The sequence below is a fragment of the Pseudomonas sp. NBRC 111127 genome (assembly GCF_001320345.1).
GTDB lineage: Bacteria > Pseudomonadota > Gammaproteobacteria > Pseudomonadales > Pseudomonadaceae > Aquipseudomonas > Aquipseudomonas juntendi.
The window spans coordinates 1-14832 of the sequence record NZ_BCBD01000135.1; the positions used below are offsets into that span (position 1 = coordinate 1).

At 64.4% G+C, this 14832-nt stretch carries 13 protein-coding genes and 1 riboswitch; of the genes, 10 read left to right on the forward strand and 3 right to left on the reverse strand.

Going from position 1 to position 14832, the window contains the following annotated elements; all coding sequences use genetic code 11:
- Nucleotides 1-721 precede the first annotated feature (721 nt).
- From APH30_RS20710 to APH30_RS20740, 7 genes are all read left to right on the forward strand, one after another.
- Nucleotides 722-1678, forward strand: coding sequence for an AraC family transcriptional regulator (locus APH30_RS20710; protein WP_054913624.1), 957 nt, complete (start codon nt 722-724; stop codon nt 1676-1678).
- A gap of 221 nt (nt 1679-1899) precedes the next feature.
- Nucleotides 1900-3258 carry a benzoate 1,2-dioxygenase large subunit gene (benA, locus tag APH30_RS20715; protein WP_054913625.1) on the forward strand — a complete coding sequence of 453 codons (1359 nt, stop codon included), beginning with the start codon at nt 1900-1902 and terminating at the stop codon, nt 3256-3258.
- A complete protein-coding gene (gene benB / locus APH30_RS20720) occupies nt 3255-3740 on the forward strand; it encodes a benzoate 1,2-dioxygenase small subunit (protein WP_054913626.1) in 486 nt (161 codons plus the stop codon). The genes benA and benB overlap by 4 nt, the downstream gene beginning before the upstream one ends.
- A 72-nt stretch (nt 3741-3812) precedes the next feature.
- Nucleotides 3813-4823, forward strand: coding sequence for a benzoate 1,2-dioxygenase electron transfer component BenC (benC, locus tag APH30_RS20725; RefSeq protein ID WP_054913627.1), 1011 nt, complete (start codon nt 3813-3815; stop codon nt 4821-4823).
- 147 nt (nt 4824-4970) lie between these two features.
- Nucleotides 4971-5732, forward strand: a complete 762-nt coding sequence (locus APH30_RS20730; RefSeq protein WP_054913628.1) for a 1,6-dihydroxycyclohexa-2,4-diene-1-carboxylate dehydrogenase — start codon at nt 4971-4973, stop codon at nt 5730-5732.
- Between the two features lie 101 nt (nt 5733-5833).
- Nucleotides 5834-6907, forward strand: coding sequence for a metal-dependent hydrolase (locus APH30_RS20735; protein ID WP_054913629.1), 1074 nt, complete (start codon nt 5834-5836; stop codon nt 6905-6907).
- A gap of 3 nt (nt 6908-6910) precedes the next feature.
- Nucleotides 6911-7603, forward strand: coding sequence for a TraX family protein (locus APH30_RS20740; RefSeq protein ID WP_054913630.1), 693 nt, complete (start codon nt 6911-6913; stop codon nt 7601-7603).
- Nucleotides 7604-7638: 35 nt separating this feature from the next.
- Here the strand turns inward: APH30_RS20740 and APH30_RS20745 are convergent, their stop codons facing one another.
- Nucleotides 7639-9159, reverse strand: a complete 1521-nt coding sequence (locus APH30_RS20745; protein WP_054913631.1) for an FAD-dependent oxidoreductase — start codon at nt 9157-9159, stop codon at nt 7639-7641.
- 168 nt (nt 9160-9327) lie between these two features.
- Nucleotides 9328-10656, reverse strand: a complete 1329-nt coding sequence (locus APH30_RS20750; RefSeq protein ID WP_054913632.1) for an MFS transporter — start codon at nt 10654-10656, stop codon at nt 9328-9330.
- A 163-nt stretch (nt 10657-10819) separates the two neighbouring features.
- On the opposite strand from APH30_RS20750, the gene APH30_RS20755 reads away from it, so the two are divergent.
- On the forward strand, nt 10820-11917 hold the full coding sequence (locus APH30_RS20755; protein WP_054913633.1) for a sugar diacid recognition domain-containing protein: 1098 nt from the start codon (nt 10820-10822) through the stop codon (nt 11915-11917).
- A 141-nt stretch (nt 11918-12058) separates the two neighbouring features.
- Nucleotides 12059-13201, forward strand: coding sequence for a glycerate kinase (locus tag APH30_RS20760; RefSeq protein WP_029886212.1), 1143 nt, complete (start codon nt 12059-12061; stop codon nt 13199-13201).
- Here APH30_RS20760 and APH30_RS20765 read toward each other — a convergent pair.
- Nucleotides 13191-14141 (reverse strand): site-specific integrase, encoded by a 951-nt coding sequence (locus APH30_RS20765; protein WP_054904714.1) that lies wholly within the window; start codon nt 14139-14141, stop codon nt 13191-13193. The two genes, APH30_RS20760 and APH30_RS20765, sit on opposite strands and share 11 nt — an antisense overlap.
- Before the next feature lie 106 nt (nt 14142-14247).
- Nucleotides 14248-14362: riboswitch (TPP riboswitch) on the forward strand.
- Between the two features lie 89 nt (nt 14363-14451).
- Between APH30_RS20765 and APH30_RS20770 the strand changes: the two genes are divergently transcribed.
- On the forward strand, nt 14452-14832 hold a 381-nt coding region (locus tag APH30_RS20770), incomplete at its 3' end, for a TenA family protein (protein WP_177333764.1).

The window sequence follows — 14832 nt, forward strand, 5'->3', positions numbered from 1 at the left end:
TTGTCAGCTTCCCGCATTTCTACCGGCGCTTTCGTGAGTTGTTCGCCATTGCCCCGCGGCAGTACCGGGCACGCAGCCAGGGCTGGGCAGGCCGGCAGGATGTGGCGGTCCACTGAGTCAGAACGCTGCGAAAATTCACCGGCCCTATCGCCGGCAAGGCAGCTCCCACAGGGATTGCATCAGGGCTGACTGGTGGTTGCCACAAGATTTGCAGCGCCTGCACCATCGAGCGCAGCATCGCGATGCGCCGCGCGGGCGGCGCTCGATCTCACAGGCGCTGAAGGTGCTGCGGCTACCCTTGCCAGATACCCTAGAATCTCCCACAGGACCACGGGGCCTGAAGGCTAGCGGTATCTCTGTGCAAGCAACTGTTTTGTATTGCCTGGACTGGAGCAATCCAGTTTGCATGAATACTGCACCGGGCTTGAGGCCCATGCGGTCGAGGTGGGAGCTGGCTTGCCGGCGATAGGGCCAGACCTGCAAAATGAGTTCGATTACCGAACACCAATCAAACTTGGCGTGTCCGCTATCCGCCCAGCCAATCCCAACGCTGCATTGCCCAACCCCCGCCTTTTTGCTTAAGTGTGCTCATCCACCGGCTGTCGCCTGCCCCCGCGACCTGCAACCGGCCCGATAGAATGACCGTGACGACCGCAACCACAGCCCCACAAGGCCGTAGGAAGCGGCGACCAGAACAATAACGATGCCGAGTGCCTTGCCTATGGAAAACCGCCTGCTGAGCGAGCGCAGTAGCGTGTTTCACCACGCCGACCCGTATGCTGTGTCCGATTATGTCAACCAGCATGTCGGCCAGCATTGCATCGGCCTGTCGCGCACCACCCACCCCCAGGCCAGTCTCAGCCATCGCAAATTCGCCGAACTCGACCTGTGCCGCATCAGCTACGGCGGCAGCGTGCGGGTAACCTCCCCGGCGCTGGAAACCATCTACCACCTGCAAGTACTGCTCAACGGCAACTGCCTGTGGCGCGGACACAAGGGTGAACAGCACCTGGTACCGGGCGAATTGCTGCTGATCAACCCCGATGACCCGGTTGACCTGACCTATTCGCAAGACTGCGAAAAATTCATTCTCAAGGTGCCTGCGCGACTGCTCGATTCAATCTGCGATGAACAGCGCTGGCACCGACCCGACGGCGGCGTGCGCTTTTTGCGTAACCATTATCGGCTGGATGAACTGGATGGCTTCGTCAACCTGCTGGCAATGGTTTGCCATGAGGCGGAGGTGAGCGATTCGCTGCCGCGGGTGCAGGGCCATTACAGCCAAATTGTCGCCAGCAAGCTGCTGACCCTGATGAACACCAATATCCGCCGCGAAAGCCTGGGCTCGCCGGGCGCGAGCCTTGAGCGGATCATCGACCACATCGACCGTAACCTGAAAGTTGAACTGACCGCCGAAGCACTGGCAGAGCAGGCGTGCATGAGCGTGCGTTCGTTGTATGCCTTGTTTGAACGGCACTTGCAGACCACGCCGAAGCACTATGTACGCCAGCGCAAGCTGGAGCAGGTGCATGCCTGCCTCAGCGATGTCAGTTGTTCGGTACGCAGTGTGACCGAACTGGCCATGGACTATGGCTTCCTGCACCTGGGGCGGTTCGCCGAGGTGTATCGGCAGCAGTTTGGCGAGTTGCCCTCGGAAACCTTGCGTAATCGGCGCTGAACCACACCGGCCTCTTCGCGGGCGCGCCCGCTCCCACAGGAATTCCTGACCTTTGAGGGATACACAGTACCTGTGGGAGCGGGCATGCCCGCGAAGAGGCCCTTGAACCTTTCACATCCACCTGCACAAGACGGATAGCACCCCGCACAAACCGGATATTCCCGCCCCATACCAATCCCTAACCTGACCAGGTCTAAACAATAACAAGGGAGACCCTGGCCATGTCCCTGGGATTCGACTACCTCGATGCTATGCTCGAGGACGACCGTGAAAAGGGCATCTACCGCTGCAAGCGCGAGATGTTCACTGACCCACGCCTGTTTGACCTGGAGATGAAACACATCTTCGAGGGCAACTGGATCTACCTGGCCCACGAAAGCCAGATCCCCGAGAACAATGACTTCCTCACCCTGACCATGGGGCGCCAGCCGATCTTCATCGCGCGCAACAAGGACGGTGAGCTCAATGCCTTCCTCAACGCCTGCAGCCACCGCGGTGCCATGCTCTGCCGGCACAAGCGCGGCAACCGTTCCAGCTACACCTGCCCGTTCCACGGCTGGACCTTCAACAACAGCGGCAAGCTGCTCAAGGTAAAAGACCCGAGCAATGCCGGCTACCCCGACAGCTTCAACTGCGACGGCTCCCACGACCTGACCAAGGTGGCGCGCTTCGAGTCGTACCGCGGCTTCCTGTTTGGTAGCCTGAATGCCGATGTCAAGCCGCTGGTCGAGCACCTGGGCGAGTCGGCGAAGATCATCGACATGATCGTCGACCAGTCGCCGCAAGGCCTGGAAGTGCTGCGCGGTGCCAGCTCGTACATTTATGAAGGCAACTGGAAGCTCACTGCCGAAAACGGTGCCGACGGCTACCACGTCAGCTCCGTGCACTGGAACTACGCCGCCACCCAGAACCAGCGCAAGCAGCGCGAGGCCGGTGACGCGATCAAGACCATGAGCGCTGGCGCCTGGGCCAAGCAGGGCGGTGGCTTCTATTCCTTCGAGCACGGCCACCTGCTGCTGTGGACCCGCTGGGCCAACCCCGAGGACCGCCCAGCCTACGAGCGCCGTGAGCAGCTGGCGGCCGACTTCGGCCAGGCCCGGGCCGACTGGATGATCGAGAACTCGCGCAACCTGTGCCTGTACCCGAACGTGTACCTGATGGACCAGTTCAGCTCGCAGATCCGCGTTGCCCGGCCGATTTCGGTGAACAAGACCGAAATCACCATCTATTGCATAGCGCCGAAAGGCGAGAGCGCCGAGGCGCGGGCCAAGCGTATCCGCCAGTACGAAGACTTCTTCAACGTCAGCGGCATGGCCACCCCGGACGACCTGGAAGAGTTCCGCTCGTGCCAGACTGGTTATGGCGGCGGCACTGGCTGGAACGACATGTCCCGCGGTGCGGCGCACTGGGTGGAAGGCGCCGATGCGGCGGCCAAAGAGATCGGACTGCAGCCGCTATTGTCTGGCGTGCGCACCGAGGACGAAGGCCTGTTCGTGCTGCAGCACAAGTATTGGCAGGCCACCATGGTCCGCGCCCTCAAGGACGAACAACACTTGATCCCCGTGGAGGCCGTGCAATGAGCCTGCATGAAACCGTGCGCGATTTCCTTTACCGCGAGGCGCGCTACCTGGACGATGCCCAGTGGGACCAGTGGCTGGAACTGTACGCCAGCGACGCCAGCTTCTGGATGCCGAGCTGGGACGATGACGACAGCCTGACCGAAGACCCACAAAGCGAAATCTCGCTGATCTGGTACGGCAACCGTGGTGGCCTGGAAGACCGCATATTCCGCATCAAGACCGAGCGCTCCAGTGCGACCGTCCCTGATACCCGCACCTCGCACAACATCAGCAACATCGAGATCGTGGAACAGGGGGAGGGCAGCTGCAAGGTGCGCTTCAACTGGCACACGCTGAGCTTCCGCTACAAGACCACCGACAGTTACTTTGGCACCAGTTTCTACACCCTGGACCTGCGCGGTGAGCAGCCGCTGATCAAGGCGAAAAAGGTCGTGCTGAAGAACGACTATGTGCGCCAGGTCATCGACATCTACCACATCTGATACAGGGTTTTGCGAGCACTGCCCGGTGCGTTTTGCGACGCGCCGTGGGTCGGCTCGCCCGCGAGGTGCAACATGAGCTACCAGATCGCACTGAATTTCGAAGACGGGGTCACCCGCTTCATCGAGGCCACCGGCCACGAAACCGTCGCCGATGCGGCTTACCGCCAAGGCATCAACATCCCCTTGGACTGTCGCGACGGCGCCTGCGGCACCTGCAAGTGCAAGGCCGAATCCGGGCGTTACGACCTGGGCGACAACTTTATTGAAGATGCCTTGAGCGAAGACGAAATCGCCGAAGGCTTCGTGCTGACCTGCCAGATGCGCGCCGAAAGCGACTGCGTGATTCGCATTCCGGCGTCGTCGCAGCTGTGCAAGACCGAGCAGGGCAGTTTCGAGGCGGCCATCAGCGATGTGCGCCAATTGTCGGCCAGCACCATTGCCCTGTCGATCAAGGGCGAAGCGCTGAGCCGCCTGGCGTTCCTGCCAGGGCAGTACGTGAACCTGAAGGTGCCGGGCAGCGAGCAGAGCCGCGCCTACTCGTTCAGCTCGATGCAGAAGGACGGCGAAGTCAGCTTCCTGATCCGCAACGTGCCGGGCGGCCGGATGAGCGGCTTCCTGACCAACCTGGCCAAGGCCGGCGACAGCATGAGCCTTACCGGGCCATTGGGCAGCTTCTACCTGCGCCCGATTCGGCGCCCGCTGTTGCTGCTGGCCGGAGGTACCGGCCTGGCGCCATTCACCGCAATGCTGGAAAAGATCGCTGAGCAGGGCAGTGAACACCCGCTGCACCTGATCTATGGCGTGACCAACGACTTCGACCTGGTCGAGCTCGACCGCCTGCAAGCACTGGCTGCACGCATCCCCAACTTCACCTACAGCGCCTGCGTGGCCAACCCGGACAGCCAATACCCGCACAAGGGCTACGTGACCCAGCACATCGAGCCGGGCCACCTCAACGATGGCGATGTGGACGTATACCTGTGCGGGCCACCGCCGATGGTCGAAGCGGTCAGCCAGTACGTGCGTGAACAGGGCATTACCCCGGCCAACTTCTACTACGAAAAGTTCGCGGCCGCGGCCTGATTACCTTTACCCCGAGCATGACACCGCCCCCCTGTAGCAGCGGGTTTACCCGCGAAGAGGCCAGCAGGTACAGCAACGTTGCCTGGTCGGACGCATTCGCGGGTAAACCCGCTCCTACGGGGACCGCGGGGAAGCGGAGATTTGAACATGAACAACAGATTCCAAGGCAAGGTTGCCCTGGTCACCGGCGCCGCCCAAGGCATTGGTCGTGGCGTGTGTTGGCGGCTCAAGGCCGAGGGGGCGCAAGTGGTGGCGGTAGACCGCTCCGAACTGGTCCACGAACTGGCCGGCGAGGGGGTGCTGACCCTGACCGCCGACCTTGAGCTGCACGCGGACTGTGTCCGGGTCATGGCCAGCGCAGTAGCATCGTTCAGCCGCCTCGACATACTGGTCAACAATGTGGGCGGTACCATTTGGGCCAAGCCTTTCGAGCACTACGCAGCCGAAGAGATAGAAGCCGAAGTGCGCCGCTCGCTGTTCCCCACCTTGTGGTGCTGCCACGCCGCACTGCCGTACATGCACGAACGCGGCAGTGGGGTCATTGTCAACGTTTCGTCGGTCGCCACCCGGGGCGTGAACCGGGTGCCGTATGGTGCGGCCAAGGGTGGGGTCAATGCGCTGACTGCTTGCCTGGCCTTCGAAACCGCTGGCCGTGGCATCCGCGTCAACGCCACCGCGCCGGGTGGCACCGAAGCGCCGCCGCGGCGGGTGCCGCGCAACACCGCCGAGCAAACCGAGCAGGAGAGGCGCTGGTACCAGCAAATTGTCGACCAGACCCTCGACAGCAGCCTGATGCACCGCTACGGCAGCATCGACGAGCAGGTCGGGGCAATTCTGTTCCTGGCCAGCGATGAAGCGTCATACATCACCGGCGTGACCCTGCCGGTGGGGGGCGGCGACCTCGGCTGACCGCCCGGTCTTGCGGCGTTGCATCTGGCAACAAGGCGGGGAATTGCCTAGCGGCCCTGGTTGAGGGTAGTTTCCCGTCACCACCTGCCAGGAATGCTCCCTTGGACTCGATTACCCAAGCTGTACTCGGCGCCGCTCTGCAGGGTGCCGTTCTTGGCCGCCTGCAAGGCCGCCGCGCGCTATTGTATGGCGCGGCGTTGGGCACGCTGCCGGACCTCGACGTGATCATCCGCTACGCCGACCCGGTGTCGCAGATGACTTACCACCGCGGCTTCTCCCACTCGCTGTTCGTGCTCACCGGGCTGGCCTTGCTGCTGGCCTGGCTGGTCAACAAGTGCTGGCCCGACAAAGGCTATACCTTGAACAGGCTGTTCCTGGCGTTCTGGCTGGTGCTGATCACCCACCCATTGCTCGATGCCTTCACGGTCTATGGCACCCAGTTGTTCTGGCCTCTGCCAGTCACACCGCAAAGCTGGGCTGCGGTATTCATCATTGACCCGGTGTATACCCTGCCCCTGGTGGCCGCCGTTATCTACGCGGCTGTGCGCGGGGTGACTGCCAGGGCCACGCGGCTGCTGACCCTGGCACTGGTGTTCAGCACGGCGTACCTTGGTTTCGGCCTTGCCGGGCGCATGGCCGCCGAGCAGCGCTTCCAGGCCGCACTGGACCAGCAAGGTGTCGTCACCACTGAACTGCGTGCCGTGCCCCTTGCCTTCAACAGCCTGGTCTGGCGAGTGTTGGCGAAAACGCCCGGGGGTGACTACTACGAAGGCATCAGCAGCGCCTTCGACCGGCAGGCGCCAGAAATGCAGCGCTTGCCGCGCAACACGCAGTTGGCGCAGGTGTTGGCCACCGATGAGCTGTATCAGCGTTTGCGCTGGTTCACCGATGACTGGTTGCGTTACGACCAGGTCGGCGACGTGCTGGTGGTCACGGACTTGCGCATGGGTATCCCGGGCAACTACAGCTTCCGTTTCCGCATGGCGCACCGGGACAGCCAGGGGCAGTGGGTGGTCGATGTGCCAGCGGCTTTCCAAACCGGGCCCGGGTCGATGTTCAACAGGCGCGACCTGGTACTGATCTGGCGGCGTGTCATCGAGCAGCAACCACCGCTGCCGTTGGCCCTGTGGACCGAACGCTACCTGGGCGTCAGCCCTGTCGAACGCGAGCGCTGAGCGTTGCGCTCGGCGGGGCTGGACCTGGTCAAATGGACCGCCATGGCGACCATGGTCGCCGATCACCTGCGCTTTCTATGGCCCACAGCCGATGGCCTGTTCGTGGTGGGCAGGCTGGCGTTCCCGTTGTTTTGCCTGGCCATTGCAGTGAATGTGCAGCGGGCCAGGGCAGGGGCTTTCAATACCATTGCCAATGTGCGCTACCTGGGGCTGATGCTGCTGTTCTCGGTGCTGTCGGAACCTGCATATCGCTGGCTGGACGGCGGCTCGCAGACATTGAACGTGATGCCGACGCTGGTATTGGGGGTGCTGGTGGCCTGGGGTGTGCATTACCCGTTGCTGTCGCTGCGTTTGCTGGGTTTGGCGGCCGGGCTGGCAGGTTTTTTGTTCAGTGGGCAGTTGATGTATGGGGTACCCGGGGTCTTGCTGCCAGGCGCCTGCCTGATGGCGCGCCGGCAGGGCGGCGCGGCCTGGGTGTTGCCTTGCCTGCTGGCCATGGGCGGCAACCTGACCAATAGCTGGTTGCAGGCGCATTTGCTGGCACCGATCACCCTGCTCACACTGCTGAGCGCGGCCTCGGCGCTTGCGCTTGGCTCAGCGCTGTTGCGCCATGATGATTGGCGGGTGCCGGCAGTGGGGCGCTGGGGCTATCTGTTTTATCCAGTGCATCTGCTGGTAATAAAGGTGCTGTCCTGAGCCTGTGATCGGAGGGCGGGCCTACCCAAGCCCCTTCAGCCGATCAGCGTCAGGGCCTGTTGCAGGGTCAACGGCTGTTTCATACGCTGCGAGAGCGCCGCCATGGCATCGGAATACCCCCTGGCAATCACTGCCTCGACCTGCTCGTTCACACACTGCAGGGCAATGAAGTCACCTGTTTCCGGCTCGCCGACGAACTCGATGCGGTTCCAGTCCTGTGCGTGCCCCAGCGCCTCGAAGGTAACCCCGTGCTGGTAGGTCCAGAAGAACGGCACGTCGGCGTAGCGGCGTTGCTCGCCGAGCATGTTGGCCGCTGCGATCACCCCCTGTTGCTGCGCCAGGCGCCAGTGCTCGATGCGCACCGGGCGCCCGGCAAGCGGGAATGTGGCGATGTCCCCTGCCGCCCACAGGCCGGGGGCAGCACGCATGTCGGCGTCGACCCTCACCGATTTGTCTTCCCCCAGGGGCACCCCGTGCAGAAACGCCGTCGCGGGGCTGACGCCGGTTCCCAGCACGATCAAGGCTGTTTGCAGGCGCTCGCCGTTGGCCAGTACCACGGCCTCGACCTGCCCCTGGCCTTCGATCCGCTTGACCTCGGTGGGGCCGTGAAAAGTCACCCCATGAGCCTCATGCAGCATGCGCAGGCAACGGCCAATGCGTTCACCCAGCTGTCGAGCCAGGGGGATCTCGTGGCGGGCTACCACATGCACCCGCGCGCCGTACGCCTGCAGGGCCGAAGCGGCCTCCAGGCCGATGAAGCCGTCGCCCACAATGACCAACGGCTGGCCGGGCTCGGCCGCATCGAGCACGCGCTCAGCATCGTCGCGGGAACGCAGGGTGAACACCCCAGGCAGATCGATACCGGCCAGTTGCGGGCGCACGGGCTTACCGCCGGTGGCAAGCAGGCAGGCGTCATACGCGATCGACTGGCCGTCAGCCAAAGTGATTTGGCGGTGCTGGCTGTCAACGCTGCGCACCTTGCCATGCTTGCGCTCCAGTTGGCCTTGGCGCAAGGCATCGGCGTCGAGCAAGGCGGGTACTTCGTCGGGGGGCATCTGCCCGGCGATCACGAATTTGCTCAGCGAGGTCCGGTCATAGGCGGGCTGACGCTCCTGGTCTATCCACACCAGCCGGCCGGCAAAACCTTGCCTGAGCAGGGCGGCCACCGCAGCGCTGCCCGCGGCCCCGGCACCCACCACCACAAAGCAGCGGGCATCGCTGTGCCTGGGCGGCTCGACGGCGGCCATGGGCTGGTCATCGACCCACACCTGATCGCCCTTGAGCCACACTTGGTAGCGGCGCAGGTCGGCAAGTGCCGGCGGTTCGCAGACTGCGCCGTCGTCGACGGCAAACGCGGCTTTGTGCCACGGGCAGACCAGTAGCCCGGCGCACACCACCCCCTCGTCGAGCGGCGCGCCGGCGTGCGGGCAATTGGCCTGATAGGCGCGTACCTGCTGGCCTTGGCGAACGAGGATGATCTCTTCGCTGCCGGCCTGAACGCGCAACGGGCGGTGCTCGTCGAGTTGTGCCAGGCGGGCCACGGCGTACTGGGTCATGAGGGTTCTCCAAAGGGGGCCTTTGGAACCATTTGACGCCTGAGGTGGGAAGGGGGTGCGTTGGGCTGACGATCGGTGTTCCGGTGGTAGCGGGCCAGGCCCGCTGCCACCAGAACACCCCGTTGCATCAGTATGCGGGCGTGGTCTGGCAGCGGCCCGCCGCTGGACTCAATTGGCCCGGGCAGCACTCAGTGCACCGGCCCTGGTCACGCGCAGCGCCACCAGGCTACCGAGCACGATCAGTGCCGCCAACGAATACAGGGCGGCATCGGTGGACCCGGTCTGGTCCTTGATGAACCCCACCAGGTACGGGCTGAGGAAGCCGGCCATCTGGCCGACCGAGTTGATGATCGCCAGGCCGGCCACGGCGGCACTGGCGCTGAGCAGCGCCGTGGGCATTGGCCAGAACATCGGCAGACCGGTGAGCGCGCCCATGGTGGCGATGGACAGGCCAAGGATGGCGATGGCCGGGTTGGCGGCGAAGTTGACTGCGATCAGCAAGCCCACGGCGCCCATGAGCATCGGCACCACCAGATGCCAGCGGCGTTCGTTGCGCAAATCGGCCGAGCGCCCGCAGAGAATCATGAACACCCCGGCCAACAAGTACGGAATGGCGCTGAGCCAGCCGATCAGCAGCGGGTTGTCGAAGCCCATGCCCTTGATGATCGACGGCAACCAGAAGTTGATGGCGTAGACACCGCTCTGGATACAGAAATAGACGAAACCAAAGGTCCAGATCAGCGGGTTGGTCAGTACCGCCAGTACACTGTCGCCGGCAGTGGCAGGCTTGCTGGCAGCATCGCCCGCCAAGTCTGCGGCGATCAGCTGGCGTTCGCCCGCGCTCAACCAGGCAGCCTTCTGGTAACCGTCACTGAGCAGGAACACTGCCAGAATGCCCAGGGCCACGGTCGGCAAGCCCTGGATCAGGAACATCCATTGCCAGCCGGCCAGGCCATGCTGGCCGGCGGCGAAATGTTCGAGGATCCAGCCGGAGAACGGCCCGCCCAGCAGGCCCGAAACCGGAATAGCCGACATGAACAGGGCCATGATGCGCCCGCGTCTGGCTGCCGGGAACCAGCGCGAAAGGTACAACACCACGCCCGGGAAGAAGCCGGCTTCGGCCGCCCCAGTGAGCAGGCGCAAGGTATAGAACTCGGTCGGGGTGGTGACGAACAGCAGGCAAGTGGACAAACTGCCCCAGGCGATCATCATCAGCGCGATCCAGCGCCGAGGGCCGAAGCGGTTGAGCGCCAGGTTGCTGGGCAGGCCGCACAATACATAGCCGATGAAGAAGATGCCGGCGCCAAGGCCGTACACGGTTTCGCTGAACTTCAGCGCGTCGAGCATCTGCAGCTTGGCAAAGCCGACGTTGACGCGGTCCAGGTAGTTGAACAGGTAGCAGATGAAAATGAACGGAATCAGCCGCAGGGTGATGCGCCGGTACAGCGCGTTGCGGGTGGTGTCCGTGCCTTGGTCAGGGGCTGGGCTGTGTGCCATGATCGGATTCTCTGTTGTTATGGTTATCGCCGCGTCGCCTGTGCCGGCGCTCGCCCTGACGAGTCTCGGGGACTGCGGCGTGCCTGTCTTTGTGCTTTTGCACAGTGCCGGGCGCGGGCTGCTGTGCCCGAGCCCAAAAGCCTAACACCCTAAGGACCGTGCAATGTTCGAACTCGACCATGACCTGGCACAGGATATCGTTGACCGGGCGATGGCCATTCTGCCGTGCAACGTCAATGTCATGGACAGCCAGGGGTTGATCCTGGGCAGCGGCGAGCCGGAACGCATCAACACCCGCCATGAAGGCGCCCAGTTGGTACTTGCCAACGGCCGGATCGTCGAATTGGACACTGACGCGGCCAAATGCCTGAAGGGCGTGCAGCCTGGGGTCAACCTGCCGTTGATGCTCGACGGCAGGTTGATGGGCGTGCTGGGCCTGACCGGCGACCCGCAGCACGTGCGAACCTACGGTGAACTGGTGCGCATGACCGCCGAAATGCTGCTGGCCCAGCGCCATTTGCAGGCCGACCAGCAGTGGCGGCGGCAGCGCTGTGACGACCTGTTGGCGTTGCTGCTTGGCGGCAGCGGTGATTCCCCGCGGTTGCTTGACGAAGCCCGGCAACTGGGCCTGAAGCCACAGCTGCCGCGCGTGCCGTGCTTGTTCGAACTGGCCTCGGGGCCGGCCGCCGAGGCACTGGCAGCGTGGTTGACCAGCCGTTACCCCGACAGCTGGTGTGTCAGCCCGGCGCGGCAGTCGTTGCTGTGGTGCCGCCCGGCGGGTGTCGCGCTGGATGAGCCGCGCCTGCTGGAACGCCTGCAACGGCATGGCTGGGAAGTGGAACGGCTAGCCCTGGGCAGCGCCGCGCAGAGCCTGGAGCAGTTGCGCCGGGGTTACCGTCGGGTGCGTGACTTGCTGGCTTATGGCCGTGAGGTATTGCCTGGCGAACGCCTACTCAGCCTGCAGCGCTACCGGCTGCCGGCGCTGCTGTGGCGCCACCGCAATGATGACGCACTGGATGAACTGCTGGAACCGTTGCAGCGCATACGCGTCAAGGACAGCAGCGGCCAGCTGCTGACCACGCTGCGGGCATGGTGTGCCCATGACGGCCAGAGCCAGGCCTGTGCCGATGCCTTGGGCATTCATCGCAACAGCCTGCGCTACCGGCTGGAGCGCATTGCCGAGTTGGGCGAGGTCGACCCGCTGCGGATGGAAGGCATGCTGAGCTTGTACCTGGGGTTGCAGCTGTTGCCTGCAGACTGAAGCATTTCTCTGTTGCGGCCCTATCGCCGGCAAAGGCCAAAGGCATCCGCCCAAACAACCCACCCAGGGTTTTGTGCATTTGACCGAGGCCGCCTGGGCGCACAGCTGTCAGCATGCCGCCATCAGGACAGGAGAATCCCCATGAAGATCGTCATTGCCCCCGACTCGTTCAAGGACAGCCTCGATGCTGCCGGGGTTGCGCGCGCCATCGCTGCCGGCTTGCGTGAGGGTTGCCCGGGTGTGCAGGTGGTCGAATGCCCGATGGCCGATGGTGGCGAAGGCACCATGGACGCGATCCTTGCCGCCAGTGACGGCGAGCTGCGCCGCCAGACCGTGCGCGGGCCGCTGGGGCAGAGCGTGGAAGCCGGCTGGGGCTGGTTGCCGCACAGCCGCACGGCAATCATCGAAATGGCCCAGGCCAGTGGCCTGCAGCTGGTCCCAACCGGGCAGCGCGATGCCTGCCGCAGCAGCACCTGGGGTACCGGCGAGCTGATTGCCGCCGCGTTGGCTGCCGGCGCACAGCGCGTAGTACTGGCCATTGGCGGCAGTGCCACCAACGACGCCGGTAGCGGCATGTTGCGTGCGTTGGGCCTGCGCCTGCTGGATGCCAATGGGCAAACGCTGGAAGAAGGCGGCCTTGCCCTGGCCAAGCTGGCCCGTGTTGACGCGAGCGACCTCGACCCGCGGCTGGCCGAGGTGCAATTCGAGGTCGCTGCCGACGTCGACAACCCGCTGTGCGGGGCCAATGGTGCATCGGCGATCTTCGGCCCGCAGAAGGGCGCCAACCCGCAGCAGGTGCAGGCGCTGGACCAGGCGCTGGGGCATTTTGCCGACCACTGTGCGCAGTTGCTGGGTGAGGATGTGCGTGACTACCCAGGTTGTGGCGCCGCCGGTGGCATGGGTTTCGCCGCGCGGGCATTCATGGGCGCGCAGTTCCGCCCCGGGGTAGAGGTGGTGGCGGAACTGGCCGGGCTCGATGCCCTGGTGCAAGGTGCTGATCTGGTGGTGACGGGCGAGGGGCGCTTCGATGCACAGACCTTGCGCGGCAAGACGCCAATGGGCGTGGCCCGGGTCGCCAAGCGCCACGGGGTACCGGTGGTGGTACTGGCCGGGACCTTGGGTGAGGGCTACCAGCAGTTGTATGCGCACGGCGTGGATGCGGCCTTTGCCCTGAGCAGTGGGCCAATGAGCCTGGAGCAGGCATGTGCCGATGCCGCTGAGCTGCTGCAGGCGCGGGCCTGTGACATCGCCCGCCTGTGGCGCTGCGCAGCCGTCAGGGAATGAGCACCTGCTCATGGCCGGCCGGTAGGGCGGCCAGTTCGCCGAAGCGTTGTGCCGCATCGATGTAGCGCAGCGCCGACTTGGCGTCTTTCCAGCCCACATAGCTCATCAACGCTTTCAACTCCCAACCATTGGCGGTGGCCCAGGTGGCGAAACCGCGCCGCAGCGAGTGGCCGGTGTACAAGGCTGCCGGAACCCCGGCGCGTGCCAGCATGCGCCTTAGCAGCCCCACCAGGCTGTTGCTGTTGAGCGCGCTGTCGCCCAGGTTGCCCCAACGGTCGAGCTTGCGAAACACCGGCCCGTGGGCAATGCCGGCAACCTCCAGCCATTGCAGGTAGGCCGTGACCGGGCACAGGGCCTTGAGCGCGGGGGTGCGGTGCTGCACCCCCAGCGCTTCGCGGTCACCCTTGCTGCGTGGCAGGAACAGGGTGATGCCGACACCCGCTTCGGCCTGGACATGCTCCACGCGCAGGCGCGCCAGCTCATCGCCACGAAAACCCCGCCAAAAGCCCAGCAACAGCAGCGCGCTATCGCGCCGTGCGCGGCGCAAGGCGGCCAGGTCGTGATTCTCACGGGCCTGGCGGGCTTCCTCTTCAAAACAGGCGACCGCCGTTTGCAGGTGCTGCAGCAGCAGCGGGGCAGCCTGCTTGGGCGGGGCCGGGTGCAAGCTACGAATGCCGCGCAGCACCTGGCGCACCAGGGGGGCCTTGGTGGGGTCGGGAAAGCCTTGGGCAACGTGCCACTGGCTCAGCGCGGCCAGCCGTTGGCGCAGGGTGCTGACGGCATGCTGGTCGGCATGCTCGGCCAGGTAGCGGGCGATGCTCTCGGCGGTGGCCGGCAGAAAGCCGCCCCAGTGGCTTTCGAAGTGTTCGACGGCAGCCTGATAGCTACGCCGAGTGTTGTCGCGGGTGGCGGCGCGCAGGTAGCGTTCGATATCGGTCATGGTGCAAGCGGCGGTGGAGGACGGCTACACGATAAACCTAAATCACCCGGCTGTCCCGGGTGTGATCGGGCGCGCTGTACAGCAGCGGCACGCTGCGGTATACCTGAGCGCGACCAAGGGGAGCCCGGCAACGGGCTGAGAAACCGCTGAGCATCGCAGCGCGGTGACCCTTCGAACCTGATCCGGATCATGCCGGCGAAGGGATGGGCTCGATACGTGTCGTCACCTGCCTTTTTGCCGGCCTCACATGCGAGGCTCGTCCATGCCCAGTACCAAGGTCTCGCTGCCATCCCCCCACAAGGACAGCACCATGACCGAACGCTTCAGCCAGACCCTGCGCCGCCATAGCCACCCGACCTGGTCGGCCGCCGTTGGCCACCGTTTCGTGACCCAACTGTGCGACGGCAGCCTACCGGCGCCGATCATGATCGACTACCTGGTGCAGGACCACCGCTTTCTCGACAGCTTCCTGACCTTGCTCGGTGCCGCCATCGCCACCGCCGATACCTTCGAGGCCCGGCTGCGCTTCGGCCGCTTTGCCGGCATGATCTGCAGCGACGAGAACACCTATTTCCTGCGCGCGTTCGAGGCGCTGGATGTCAGCCCGGAGCAACGCCGCGACCCTGCCGATACCGCACCCACTGCCGGTTTCAAGGCAATCATGCGCGAAGCGGCCGCCACACGTTCCTAC

What these genes read in the sequence shown, in the direction of transcription:
- APH30_RS20710 (WP_054913624.1), top strand. Translation starts at nt 722, where the DNA reads ATGGAAAACCGCCTGCTGAGCGAGCGCAGTAGCGTGTTTCACCACGCC.
- benA (WP_054913625.1), top strand. Translation starts at nt 1,900, where the DNA reads ATGTCCCTGGGATTCGACTACCTCGATGCTATGCTCGAGGACGACCGT.
- benB (WP_054913626.1), top strand. Translation starts at nt 3,255, where the DNA reads ATGAGCCTGCATGAAACCGTGCGCGATTTCCTTTACCGCGAGGCGCGC.
- benC (WP_054913627.1), top strand. Translation starts at nt 3,813, where the DNA reads ATGAGCTACCAGATCGCACTGAATTTCGAAGACGGGGTCACCCGCTTC.
- APH30_RS20730 (WP_054913628.1), top strand. Translation starts at nt 4,971, where the DNA reads ATGAACAACAGATTCCAAGGCAAGGTTGCCCTGGTCACCGGCGCCGCC.
- APH30_RS20745 (WP_054913631.1), bottom strand. Translation starts at nt 9,159, where the DNA reads ATGACCCAGTACGCCGTGGCCCGCCTGGCACAACTCGACGAGCACCGC.
- APH30_RS20750 (WP_054913632.1), bottom strand. Translation starts at nt 10,656, where the DNA reads ATGGCACACAGCCCAGCCCCTGACCAAGGCACGGACACCACCCGCAAC.
- APH30_RS20755 (WP_054913633.1), top strand. Translation starts at nt 10,820, where the DNA reads ATGTTCGAACTCGACCATGACCTGGCACAGGATATCGTTGACCGGGCG.
- APH30_RS20760 (WP_029886212.1), top strand. Translation starts at nt 12,059, where the DNA reads ATGAAGATCGTCATTGCCCCCGACTCGTTCAAGGACAGCCTCGATGCT.
- APH30_RS20765 (WP_054904714.1), bottom strand. Translation starts at nt 14,141, where the DNA reads ATGACCGATATCGAACGCTACCTGCGCGCCGCCACCCGCGACAACACT.